We start from the raw sequence: 12,565 nt of genomic DNA, 5'->3' as shown, positions 1-12,565 counted from the left end.
ATCTGAAGGGGAGAAGCATTATGAACAGGACCATCAAAGTGGCCGGATGCGCGCTGGTTGTAGGGTTGGCGTTGATCTGGCTGGGAGTGTGGCGCACGACGCCCCCGGCGACGCTGAGCGAGGTTGCGCTGCCGGACACCTGGAGCGGCCAGACGCTTGAGCGTGACGGGGTGTCGGTGGCGCTCGAGGTGCGGCCGCTGGCGCAGGACGGCGTGCTGCGCGAGGGCAAGTTCGCCGACGTGCGTTTTCGGGTCACCGACAGCGCTTCGGGCCAGCCACTGTCGGGTGTCGCACCCGGTGCCTGGATCGATCCGGAAACCGTCGCCGCCGACCAGGCACAGGGCCGCGAACACAGCTGCAAATCCCGGGTCGGGGTGTTTCTGAAATCGAGCATCGGCGCGCGGCCGTTGCTCGATATGAACAGCTACTTCCTGCTGGTGATGAACCGCGATGCCAGCGTCTCGGTGGTCGATCCGTCGGTGTCGGTGGGCGGGATCACCAGCACGATGGCGCGGATCGATATCAAGCAGCCGCCGATGGATTGGGTCACGCCCCGTGACAACAAGCGGGTGTTCGTCTCGATGCCAACCGCCGATGAGATTGCGGTGATCGACAGCGAGCAATTCAAGTTGATCGACTCGGTGGCTGCCGGCAGCAACCCGGTACGGCTGGCATTACAACCGGATGAGCGTCTGCTGTGGATCGGCAACAACGCGAAATCGGCCGAGGCGTCCGGGGTGACGGTGATCGACACGCGCAGCCTCAAGACGCTCAAACACCTGGCCACCGGTGCCGGGCATCACGAAATCGCCTTCAGCAAGGACAGTCGTTTTGCCTTCGTCACCAACCGCGATGACGGGACGCTGAGCATTATCGACATCGCCAGCCTGACCATCAGCAAGCAACTCAAGACCGGCTCGCACCCGTTATCCGTGGCGTACTCGCCACTGTCCCAGGCGGTGTATGTCGCCGATGGCAAGGACGGCACGGTGACCGTGGTCGACACCGCCAGCCTCACAGTCCGGCGGGTGATCAAGATGAAACAGGGCCTGGGCCCGATGGGGTTTAGCGCTGACGGTCGTTTCGGCATCGTGCTCAACACCCTGGAGAACCAGGCCTCGGTGATCGACGCGGCTACCGACTCGTTGATCCATGAACTGGACGTGTCCGCCGAACCCTATCAAGTGGTGTTCACCAAGGCCTACGCCTACATTCGCGGACTGGCGTCGGCCAAGGTCACGATGATCAATCTGTCGTCTTTGGGTGAAGGCCGCACGCCCATCAGCCAGGGCTTCGAAGCGGGGCCTCAGGCGCCACGGCTGGCCGGTGACCTGCCGCTGGCATCGAGCCTGGCGGTGTCGCGAGATGACAACGCGGTGTTTGTGGTCAACCCGGTGGACAACACCACCTACTTCTACGCCGAAGGCATGAACACGCCGATGTCCGGCTACCCCAATCGCGGGCAGGTGGCGCGGGCGGCGATGGTCATCAACCGCAGCCTGCGCGAAGTCGAGCCGGGGCTGTACAGCGCCCGGATCAAACTGCCTGCCGCCGGACGTTTCGACGTGGCCTTCCTGCTGAACCAGCCGAACATCATCCATTGCTTCACGGCTTTGGTTGAGCCGGATAGAAACCTCACCCAGCACCCGGGTGTGCCGAAGGTGGAATTCATGCTCGACACGTCCACGGTCGCCCTCGGCAGTCCTTATGTGGTGCGCTTTCGCATCGTTCAGGGCAAGCAGAAGGCACAGCGCATCGGGGTCAAGGACGTTGAGGTGCGCTATTTCCGGGCCCCGACGTCCCGGGTCCAGCAAGTCGGCGCGCTGGAAGTGGGCGACGGCGTTTATGAAGCCCCGGTGACTCTCGACCAGAACGGCGCCTGGTACCTGCACGTGCGCGCGGCGTCGCTGGGCGCGAGTTTCGACGACAAGACTTTTGCCAGCGTTCGGGTGTTGCCCGGCGATGCCCACTAAAAGGAGTTTCGACATGAACCGATTCGCACACCGTGGACTGCTGACCTTCTGCCTGCTGGCCGCCGGTATCGGCCAGGCCCTGGCCCACTCGGCGGATGAACACGCCGATCACGAAATGCCGGCCCAAAGCGCCCGTTCGGAAGGCACCCAGGTCAAGTTCGCCGACGTGACGCTGGTGGACCAGAACGGCAAAGCGGTGCGACTGGAAAAAGACCTGGTGACCAACAAGATTGTGGTCATGAGCTTCATCTACACCAGCTGCACCACGGTTTGCCCGGTGGTGTCTTCGATCATGGGCAAGGTGCAAAAACAGCTGGGTGCCCGGGTCGGCGGCGAGGTGCAACTGGTGTCGATCAGCGTCGACCCGCAGCGCGATGACGCCAAACGCCTGAACGACTACGCCCGCAACTTCCAGAACGGTCCGGGCTGGAGCTGGCTGACCGGCAGCTCGCAGTCGATCAACGAGACCCTCAAGGGACTGGGCACCTTCAGCGGGGACTTCAAAAGCCATCAGCCACTGATTCTGGTGGGTGACGGCAACAGCCGCCACTGGACTCGCTATTACGGCTTCACCGACCCGACAGTGCTGGCCCGTGACGTGGAGAAACTCAGCGGCCAGCGCAACGCCCACGCCAAGCACACCGCCATCGCTATGGAGCAGCAGCCATGAGAGCCCTCGACTGGATCACCCTGACGATTTGCTTTTGCCTGTTCAGTTCGCTGGCGTCAGCCCACGAAGGGCATGAAGAGCCGGCATCGGCAGTGGCCGCCGTTGTTGCACCGCCCGGCTTGGTTACGGGCACTGGCACCCGCGACGCGAAAACCTGGTTCACCGACACGCCGTTGCAGGACCAGAACGGCGAGACCCTGCGTTTCTACAGCGACGCGCTGCAGAACCGCGTGGTGCTGTTGAACGTGATTTTCACCAGCTGCAACGATGCCTGCCCGCTGATCACCCGCAAACTCAAGGAAGTGCGTGAGTTGCTGGGTGACAAAGCTGACGGCATCACTTTTATCTCCCTTACCAGTGATCCGCAGCGGGACACCCCGGCGGTACTCAAGGCTTACACCTTGAAGCAGGGCGTCGATGGCCCCCACTGGCTTTTTCTTACCGGCGACAAGGCACAGATGGACCTTGTATTGGGGCGCATCGGCCAGATCGTGCCGACCCCCGAGCAGCATTCAACACAACTGATCGTGGGTGACGTGGCCAACAAACGCTGGAGCAAAATCCGTCCCGATGCCCCGGCCGCCGCCATTGCCCAGCGCTTGCAGTTGCTGACAATGCCCGTGGCCGGTCGTTGAGCCCGCGCCATGAAAACCTCACTCATCCTCGGCCTGCTACTGCTGGGCGGTCTGCATTTCGCTGCTGATGCGTTGCCGCTGAGCCCGAGTGAAAGCGCCGGTAAACGACTGTATCGCGAGGGAGTGTCCGACAGTGGTGAGCCGATCATGGCGCGGGTCGGGGCGGCGGACATTTTGTTGCCGGCCACCAGCCTGCCGTGCGCCAACTGCCACGGTGCCGATGGCCTCGGGCGGCCCGAAGGCGGGGTGCGACCGCCGGATCTCAGCTGGTCGCGGCTCACCAGCACTTACGGCCAGCAGCAAACCAATGGCCGTGATTACCCGGCGTACACCGAAGGCACGTTGGCGCGGGCCATCCAGGAAGGGCGTGATCCGGGCAACAACCGGCTCGACCCGGCGATGCCGCGCTTCGTCCTGTCGATGAATGATCAGCGCAACCTCACGGCGTACCTCAAACGCGTGGCCGAGGACCGCGACCCCGGCCTGACCCCCGACAGTCTGCACCTGGGCACCTTGTTGCCAAGCCAGGGGCCGTTGAGCGAGGAGGGCGCCACTGTGGCAGCGGTGCTCCAGGGCAGCGTGGCGCGAATCAACGAAGCGGGCGGGATTCATGGCCGGCAGTTGCGCCTGACCATCGTCGATCCGGGCCCGGACCGCGCCAGTGCCGAGCAGGCGCTTGATCAATTGATCGAGCAGGAACAGGTGTTCGCCCTGATCGCGCCGCTGGCACCGGCACTGGACTCGGACCTGGCCGCGCGCCTGGAACGGGCCGGCATTCCGCTGATCGGACCGCTGTCATCGCTGGGCACGGCGCAGGCCAGTCGGCAGATTTTCGAACCGCTGCCGGGTTTGCGCGAGCAACTGATCGCCCTGGCCGATTACGCCACCGACAATTTGCGGGTGCTTCAGGGACCGACGTTGATCATCTACCCGGACGAGCCCAGTCAACGGTTGGCAGCGCAGAGCCTCGGCCAGTACTTGCAAGATCACGCCTGGGAAAAGGTCAGTCTGAAAGACTACGACTCGGCGCAAGACGAACTGCCACTGGGCTCGCGCTCGGTGTTTTACCTGGGCAGCGGCAGCGGTTTCAGTCGCCTCGCCGAGCGCTTGCAGGCGGCGGGGCAGGTGCCTTATCTGTTTGCTGCGTCGAACCAGGTGGCGGGTGATCTGTTGCAGGTGCCCAGTGATTTTTCCCGGCGGGTGTTTCTGGCTTATCCGTTCGTGCCCAGTGACTGGACGCTGGCCGGACGCCTGGCCCTGACCCAACTGCGCGAACGCCAGGGGCTCGGCGGCCAGCATGCGGTTTTGCAAGTCGGCGCCTTCAGTTCGATGTTGCTGCTCAGCGAAGGCATGAAACAGGCCGGGCGCGACGCCAGCCGCGAGAAACTCATCAGTGCGCTGGAAGGCCTGCATGACTTCGATACCGGGCTGACCCCGCTGATCAGCTTCGGTCCTGGCCGCCGCCTCGGCTTGCGTGGCGCGCATATCGTCACCGTGGATTTGCCCGGCCAGCGTTTTTATCTGGTCGCTCCCTATAAACCCATTGCCGCTACACCCTGACTGGAGGTCTCGATCATGCCGCTCAAGACTTTGTTGCTGCTGCTCACGTTGTGGGTTCCCGTGGCGTTCTGCAGCAATGGCCCGGCCGCTGCGCGGGTCAATGGCGAGGAAATTTCCGAATTTCGCCTGGAGCGCTATTTCGCCGAATATTTGGAGGATCAGGGCCGGGCGCTGGGCAGCATCCGTAACCCCAAGGCCTACAAGCAATTGCGTCAGGCGGCACTGACAGCCTTGATTGACAAAGAATTGCTGTGGCAGGAAGCCGTCAAGCGCGGGGTGGTGATCAGTGACGCGGTGGTGCAACGCCAGGTCGATCAGACCCGGCAGGCCATGGGCGGTGACGACGTGTTCGCCCGGCGCCTGGAAGAGGCCGGTTTCGACGAAGTCGGTTACACCGAGTACGCCCGCCGTGAGCTCGCGGCCCAGCAAGTGTTTGCCGACCTCACCCAGGTCGCCAGGCCCGACGACAAACAGGTCCGTGCTTTCTATGAAGAACATCGCGCCGAGATGAGCCGGCCGGAACAAATCCAGGCTCGGCACATCCTGATCAAAGTGCCTCAAGGAGCGGATGCCGCCACAGTTGAAGCAGCCCGGCTACGCTTAGAGGAGATGCGTGTGAAAATCAGTGCGGGTGAGGACTTTGCCAGCGTGGCCCGGGCCGGTTCCGAAGATGCTTCCGCCAGCGAGGGCGGTGATCTGGGCTATTTTCCTCGTGGACGGATGATGCCTGAATTCGAAGCAGCGGCCTTTGCCCTGGCACCGGGGACCGTCAGTACACCGGTGCGTACAGCGTTGGGCTGGCATTTGATCTACCTGCAGAACTACTTGGAGGCGACCGATGTCTCAGATCTGCAAGGGCTTGAAATGGTCCGGGCGTACCTTGCCCGACAGCAACAGGCTCGGGCTCGTCTACAGGTTCTCGCGCAACTGCGATCAAGCAATCGAATCGAACGGGTTGACGATGATTGAAGGTTCCCCCCCCCAATAGTGGGGAATAGCTTCAAGGTACATCCGAGTGCTTCCCCGCCTTTGGGGGATGGAGTTTCTGGACGAAATGGTTTTTTCATAAAAATCAAAGACATGCAACGGTAAAAAACCGGCGCTCAGCCTGGCATGAAGTGTGCGTTAGCCTCAGTGAAGGCGCGTACTCCCAGGGCTGAAACATCGGACCTGCGGTTTCAAGGAGTCGACCTTGTTAAACAAAGTACTGGTTGTCGAAGACGAACAGCTCCTTGCCCAAAACCTCAAGGATTACCTTCAGGCGCAAGAGCTAGACGTCCGGATTGCACATAACGGTGCGGCGGGTATCGGTGAAGCCGAACAGTTTGCACCTGATGTGATGGTGTTCGATTACCGCTTGCCCGACATGGAAGGCTTTGAGGTGCTCGATGCTGTCCGCCAGAACAGGAAGTGTCATTTTGTGCTGATTACCGGGCACCCAACCGCTGAAGTCTGTGAGCGGGCCCGGCAACTGGGAGTCAGCCATATCCTGTTCAAACCGTTTCCATTGGCGGAATTGGCCCGAGCAGTCTGCGACCTTCTGGGGATGGAGCGCGAAGCCAAAGCAGGCATGAGCAATTCGCAAGGTTTTGTCGACCGACGCCAGAGCAGGACCGAGAGTTTCCCGCTGCAGTTGTACGACGGCAGTTGGGTGCTGGCAGATCGTCGACGAAGTCTATCGACCTCCAAGGCACCAGGCGACGAACAATTGCTCACCGGGGAGTAGTGGCGCGACAAGACGTTCCGGCAATCGCCGCAATGGCCTGCCGCGTCGACAGGGCTCAAAGCCCCCGGCGTTGGAGAGCATGCCATGGACCGTCTATCCCTTGTCGTCGAACCGGCACTGTTGGACTGTGTACCGTCTCGATTTTCCAGTGAGCAATTGGCCCAGGCCCGGGCCCGGGCCGCCAGTTCCGGCGAACGGGTACTGGAAGCCCTCGGGGTGTTGTGCGAACTGGCCCCCATGCCCTTCATCCAGTGCCTCGGCGCGACCCTGCATTATCCGGTGCTCGACACCGACGCCCTGTTTCAAGCCACCCCGGTGTTCGACCGGGTCACCCTGGCCCAATGCCTGAAACGCGAATTCATCCTGCTGCGTCACGACGATGCGGTCATCGGGGTGTTTGCCGACCCCTTCGATACTTCACGCCTGGCCTGGATCGACGACTGCCTGCACGGCGCGCCGCTGTACCTGGTGCATGTCGACGACCTGAAGGCCTATCTGGCACGCCACGAAGAGAGCTTCCACGCGGTGGAATCGCTTAACGCCCAGGCCGACGCCAATATCGAAATCGATACCCTGCAAAGCCTGTCCCTGACCAGCATCAGCGAGGACGCCAGCGTCGTCGTCAAACTGGTTAACTCGACCCTCTACGACGCGCTGAAAATGCACGCCAGCGATATCCATCTGGGCACCACCGGCAGCGGCCTGGTGATCAAGTACCGGATCGACGGCGTACTGAACAACATCAGCAAAATCCAGGGCAGCGAATTCGCCGAGCAAGTGATTTCCCGGGTCAAGGTCATGGCCGAACTGGACATCGGCGAAAAACGCGTGCCCCAGGACGGTCGTTTCAAGATCGGTATCAGCGGCCGTCAGATCGACTTTCGGGTGTCGATCATGCCGAGCATTTTCGGCGAAGACGCGGTGCTGCGGGTCCTCGACAAACAGGACCTGGCCGACAAGGTCTGCGGCGTGCAGTTGCAAGCCCTGGGCTTCGAAGAAGAAACCCTGCGCCATCTGCGTCGGCTGGCGGCCGAACCTTACGGCATGGTGCTGGTGACCGGCCCCACCGGTAGCGGCAAAACCACCACGCTGTACGCGATGATCACCGAGATCAACCACGGCGTTGAAAAGATCATCACCATTGAAGACCCGGTGGAGTACCAACTGCCGGGCGTGCTGCAAATCCCGGTCAACGAAAAGAAAGGCCTGACCTTCGCCCGTGGTTTGCGCTCGATCCTGCGCCATGACCCGGACAAGATCATGGTCGGTGAAATCCGCGACCCCGACACCGCCCAGATCGCCGTGCAATCGGCGCTCACCGGGCACCTGGTGTTCACCACCATTCACGCCAATAACGTGTTCGACGTGATCGGCCGCTTCACCCAGATGGAAATCGACCCTTACAGCCTCGTTTCCGCACTCAATGCCGTGCTGGCCCAGCGCTTGATCCGCCTGGTGTGCACCAGTTGCAGCGTGCCGGCCTACCCGACCGATGAAGAGTTGCGCCTCTCCGGCCTCGATCCGCAACAGGTCGATCACTACCACTTCGTCCACGGCAAGGGCTGCGGCCATTGCCGGGGCACCGGTTACCGCGGGCGTACGGCGATTGCCGAACTGCTTCACCTCGATGACGAACTGCGGCAAATGATCGTCGAGCGCCAACCCATTTCAAAAATCAAAGCCCTGGCCTGCAGCCGTGGCTTGCGCCTGTTGCGCGAGTCGGCACTGGAACTGGTGCAAGAGGGGCGGACCACGCTCGAGGAGATCAATCGTGTCACTTTTATCTCGTGATCGTTTTGTCGCCGTGCTCGGCGCCAGTGGTGTCGGCCTGGGCCAGCGCCGTGGCAGTGAAACGGTGTGGCTGGGCAGCGTCGGTTTTATCGACGAAGGATTCCATGCCTGGGCCGTGGCGCTGGAAACCCTCGACCGTCTGCTGGGCGAACACACCCGTCCCGGTGCCGAATTGAGTGTGGTGATCTCCGGGCACTTCAGTCGCTTCTGTCTGGTGCCCTGGAGCGAACAGATCGGCAGCCCTGCCGAATTGCTCGGGTTTGCCCAACTGTGTTTCGAAGACCTTTACGGCGTACCGACGCAACCCTGGAGCATGGTGCTGTCGGCTGAGCCTGCGGGTTATGGCCGGGTCGCCACCGCGCTGCCGCAGGACTTGCTGACGCATTTGCGCACGCTGGTCACGGGTCGTGGCCTGCGCCTGCGCTCGGTGCAGCCGTACCTGATGGCGGCGTTCAATCATTTCGATAAAAGCTTCGACGCCGGCGACTTCCTGTTCGTGGTCGCAGAGCCAGTACGCAGTGTGTTGCTGCTGGCGCGGGAAGGGCGCTGGGCGGCGGTACGCTCGGTCGGCAGCAGCGACAGCGACGTCGCGCTGACCGCGTTGATCGGTCGCGAAAGCCAATTGCAGGCGTCCACCAGCGAGCGACCGCTGAATGTTTACCTGCATGCGCCGGCACGCATTGACTCGCACCCTGACGTACCCGGTGTGCACCTGCGCACCCTCGAAGAACACCGGACATCCGTACGCGATAGCTTGTACGTCATGTCCCGGGCGGTGGCCTGACATGCGCGCCCTGATGCTCGACTTCCAGCCGCGCCGTCGCTCGGGCCCTTTGGGCTGGAGCCTGCTGGTCGGTGGCGTGGTGCTGACGCTGACCTGCGTGCTGGTGCAGCAGCACCTCAGCGAACAGGCCGCGCAACAGCAAGGCCACTTGCAAACCACTCAGCGCGTACTGACCGGCGACACGGGCGGCAAAGTCAGCCTGACCCCGGCCGAAACCCGCGAACAGGCGCACAACCTGGCCGAGATGCGCAAGGTGTCCCAGCAATTGCGCCGGCCATGGGAGCGTCTGTTCGCCATGCTAGAAGCCATGCCCCGGGACGACATTGCGTTGCTGACCCTCACCCCGGATGCCCGCAAAGGCCAGGTGCGAATCAGCGCCGAAGCGCGGGATCTGGAAGCCATGCTCGACTTCCACCGCAGCCTCGAGGCCAGCGACGAGCTGTCCGATGTGTCGCTGCTCAGCCACGAAATCGTCGCGAACGTGCCGGAACACCCGGTGCAATTCAACCTGTCGGCTAGCTGGGAGATTGGCGATGCAAATCCCTAGATTGATCGTCCACGAATACCTGCAAGGCTTGGGCATTCCCGGCCTGGCAGGGCTGGCAATGTTGCTGCTGGCGCTGGTGTATGGCCTGGTGGGCCTGATGCCGGACTGGCAGTCGCTGCAAACGCTCAGCCAGCAGACGCGCGAAGCCGGCGAGTACCTGGCCAAAGTCGAAGACGGCAGTGTCGCCGCTCCGGTGGTGCCGCAACGTCAGCTCGACGACTTCCGCAGCAAATTGCCGTCCCAGCCGCAGGCCACCGTGGCCATCGACAAGATTTACGCACTGGCGGCTCAGGAGCACATCACCCTGGCCCGTGGCGAATATTCCTTGGGCATCGACCCCAAGACGCACCTGGCCCGTTATCAGATTTTGTTGCCAGTGCGCGGCAGCTACCCGCAACTGCGGCGCTTCCTGCACGCCTTGCTCGGCCAGTTACCGGCGGTTGTGGTGGAGGACGTGGAGTTCCAGCGTAAAAAAATCGCCGACACCGACCTGACCGGGCGGATCCGCATGACCCTTTATCTGTCGAGGTCATGATGAATACCAAGCGCGTAGTGGGTTGGGTGGCGTTCTTCGGTGTGGCGGCAGCGCTGACCTGGTTGCCTGAATACTTCACGTCGTCAGAGGAGGGTGATGCGTCGGTTACCGCCGTGGCCACCCCGACCAACAGCAAAACCCGTGGTGCGCTGCCTGCTGTCGCTGCCTCCGGAAAAACGGCGGAGGTCAAGGACCTGAGCCCGGCTGGCGATCTGTTCGCCGCCCGCAGCTGGAAGGCTGCGCCGCAGCTCGCCACCGTTAACGAACAACCCGTCAACCTGACCCCGGAGGTGCAAGTCCCCACTGCACCACCGATGCCTTTCGAGTTCATTGGCAAGTTGAGAGACCGTTCCGACCTGCAAGTGTTTTTGCAGAGCGGCGAAAAAATATACGTCGTGCGCAAAGGGGATGTGATCGACGAAACCTGGCGGATCGAGGGGATTTCCGACGTGGAACTCAGCTTTGTCTACCTGCCTCTGCATTTGTCTCAGACTTTGTCTGTGGGGAGCACGCAATGAACAGATCCCGTTTGCTGATAAACCTTTGCCTGTGTGCAGGACTGGCCGCGTGCAGTTCGGCGCAGGTTGCCAAGCAAGAGTCGACCGACCTGATGGAGTCGGGACAATACGAAGCTGGCCTGGCCCGCATCGAGGAAGGGCTGAAGGAAAACCCTCGCGACACCGAGCTGCACCTGGCCCTGACCAGCGGCCGTGCTCGTGCAGTGACGGCGCTGTTGACCCAGGGCGAGATGTATCGCGTCCAGCGTGATTTCGCGTCTGCCCGCCTGACTTACGGCCGGGTGTTGACCATCGAACCGAACAACCGCCGTGCCCAGGACGCGCTGCGTCAGCTCGATCACATGCGCAGTCAGGATGAAAAACTCGAACTGGCCCGTGGCGACCTGCGTCGCGGTGACATCTTCGGCGCGGACCGCCAGGTGAAGCAGATCCTCGAACTGGACCCGAAGAATGAAGGGGCGCTGGAGCTGCAAAGCAACATCCGCCTGGTGCAAAGCCGCAACGTGATTCCATATCCACAACTGAAGACCCGTCTCGATCGGCCGGTGACCCTGGAATTTCGCGAAGCCAACCTGAAAACCATCTTCGAAGTGCTGTCGCAGGTCGCCGGTTTGAACTTCATCTTCGACAAGGACCTGCGCCCGGACATGAAAGCCACTATCTTCGTGCGTGACGTGCGCATCGAAGACGCGGTGGAACTGCTGCTGCAACAGAACCAGCTGCACCAGAAAGTGGTGAACGAAAACACCCTGCTGATCTACCCGGACTCGCCGCAGAAGCTCAAGGATTACCAAGAGCTGGTGATGCGCACCTTCTACCTGACCAGCATCGATGCCAACACCGCGCTGAACATGATCAAAACCATGCTCAAGACCCGCGACGTGTTCGTCGATGAACGCCTCAACACACTGACAATGCGCGACACCGAAGACGCGGTGCGCATGGCCGAAAAATTGCTGCAATCCCAGGACCAGTCCAACCCTGAAGTGGTGCTGGAAGTGGAGGTGATGGAAGTCGCCACCCAGCGGATTCTCGACCTTGGCCTGCAATGGCCGAACACCTTCGGCGTGGTCAACAGCGACGGCTCGGCCGTGACCTTGCTCGATCAACTCAAAGGCATCAACTCCAGCCGGATCTCCATCTCGCCGTCGCCGCAGGCCAAGATCAACGCCCAGGACAACGACATCAACACCCTGGCCAGCCCGGTGATTCGCGTCAGCAACCGCGAACAGGCGCGCATCCACATTGGTCAGCGCGTGCCGATCATCAGCGCCACCTCGGTGCCCTCGACTCAAGGTCCGGTGATCACCGAAAGCGTCACCTACCTGGATGTCGGTCTTAAACTTGAAGTACAGCCGACTGTGCACCTGAACAACGAAGTGGCGATCAAAATCGCCCTGGAAGTGAGTAACGCCACGCCGCTGGAACCGACCCGCCAGGGCACGATTCCGGTTCAGGTCGACACCCGCAACGCCCAGACCACCCTGCGTCTGCATGACGGCGAAACCCAGATCCTCGCCGGCCTGATGCGCAACGACCATGGTGCCACCGGCAACAAAATCCCCGGCCTTGGCGACATTCCAGGTCTTGGCCGCTTGTTCGGCAGCAACAAGGACACGGTCGGCAAATCGGAGCTGGTGCTGTCGATCACGCCGCGGATCGTGCGCAACCTGCCGTACCAGAGCCCATCCGACATGGAGTTCACCACCGGTACCGAAACCAGCATGCACATTCAGGCACCGGATCGTGGGATTGACTCGACGAGCCCCACAGAGACCCCCGGTACTCCGGTTGCCTCCACCCACGTTGTCGTCGAGAAGCCTTGA

Annotated in this window: 12 protein-coding genes; all 12 read left to right on the top strand. The window is 61.9% G+C overall.

Annotated elements, in window-relative coordinates; all coding sequences use genetic code 11:
* Window positions 1-20 precede the first annotated feature (20 nt).
* Window positions 21-1,973, top strand: coding sequence for a cytochrome D1 domain-containing protein (locus MO767_RS23285; RefSeq protein WP_282482429.1), 1,953 nt, complete (start codon window positions 21-23; stop codon window positions 1,971-1,973).
* Window positions 1,974-1,986: 13 nt separating this feature from the next.
* On the top strand, window positions 1,987-2,643 hold the full coding sequence (locus MO767_RS23280) for an SCO family protein (RefSeq protein WP_282482428.1): 657 nt from the start codon (window positions 1,987-1,989) through the stop codon (window positions 2,641-2,643).
* Window positions 2,640-3,278, top strand: coding sequence for an SCO family protein (locus MO767_RS23275; RefSeq protein WP_282482427.1), 639 nt, complete (start codon window positions 2,640-2,642; stop codon window positions 3,276-3,278). Before MO767_RS23280 ends, MO767_RS23275 begins: the two co-directional genes overlap by 4 nt.
* Window positions 3,279-3,287: 9 nt before the next feature.
* Complete coding sequence (locus MO767_RS23270) at window positions 3,288-4,838, top strand: ABC transporter substrate-binding protein (RefSeq protein ID WP_282482426.1); 1,551 nt, start codon at window positions 3,288-3,290, stop codon at window positions 4,836-4,838.
* 15 nt (window positions 4,839-4,853) lie between these two features.
* Window positions 4,854-5,807, top strand: a complete 954-nt coding sequence (locus tag MO767_RS23265; protein WP_282482425.1) for a peptidylprolyl isomerase — start codon at window positions 4,854-4,856, stop codon at window positions 5,805-5,807.
* A gap of 223 nt (window positions 5,808-6,030) precedes the next feature.
* Window positions 6,031-6,564: a response regulator gene (locus MO767_RS23260; RefSeq protein ID WP_282482424.1), complete on the top strand. Its 534-nt coding sequence runs from the start codon at window positions 6,031-6,033 to the stop codon at window positions 6,562-6,564.
* 84 nt (window positions 6,565-6,648) lie between these two features.
* On the top strand, window positions 6,649-8,355 hold the full coding sequence (locus MO767_RS23255; protein WP_282482423.1) for a GspE/PulE family protein: 1,707 nt from the start codon (window positions 6,649-6,651) through the stop codon (window positions 8,353-8,355).
* A complete protein-coding gene (locus tag MO767_RS23250; protein WP_282482422.1) occupies window positions 8,336-9,139 on the top strand; it encodes a hypothetical protein in 804 nt (267 codons plus the stop codon). The genes MO767_RS23255 and MO767_RS23250 overlap by 20 nt, the downstream gene beginning before the upstream one ends.
* A gap of 1 nt (window position 9,140) precedes the next feature.
* Complete coding sequence (locus tag MO767_RS23245; protein ID WP_282482421.1) at window positions 9,141-9,686, top strand: PilN domain-containing protein; 546 nt, start codon at window positions 9,141-9,143, stop codon at window positions 9,684-9,686.
* On the top strand, window positions 9,673-10,221 hold the full coding sequence (locus tag MO767_RS23240) for a GspMb/PilO family protein (RefSeq protein ID WP_129443230.1): 549 nt from the start codon (window positions 9,673-9,675) through the stop codon (window positions 10,219-10,221). Before MO767_RS23245 ends, MO767_RS23240 begins: the two co-directional genes overlap by 14 nt.
* The gene (locus MO767_RS23235) at window positions 10,221-10,739 is read left to right on the top strand and encodes a hypothetical protein (RefSeq protein ID WP_282482420.1); all 519 of its coding nucleotides are present in this window, start codon (window positions 10,221-10,223) and stop codon (window positions 10,737-10,739) included. The genes MO767_RS23240 and MO767_RS23235 overlap by 1 nt, the downstream gene beginning before the upstream one ends.
* A complete protein-coding gene (locus MO767_RS23230; protein ID WP_282482419.1) occupies window positions 10,736-12,565 on the top strand; it encodes a secretin N-terminal domain-containing protein in 1,830 nt (609 codons plus the stop codon). The genes MO767_RS23235 and MO767_RS23230 overlap by 4 nt, the downstream gene beginning before the upstream one ends.

It is taken from the genome of Pseudomonas sp. UYIF39 (assembly GCF_029963765.1).
GTDB lineage: Bacteria > Pseudomonadota > Gammaproteobacteria > Pseudomonadales > Pseudomonadaceae > Aquipseudomonas.
This window is presented reverse-complemented; position numbering and strand designations above follow the sequence as displayed.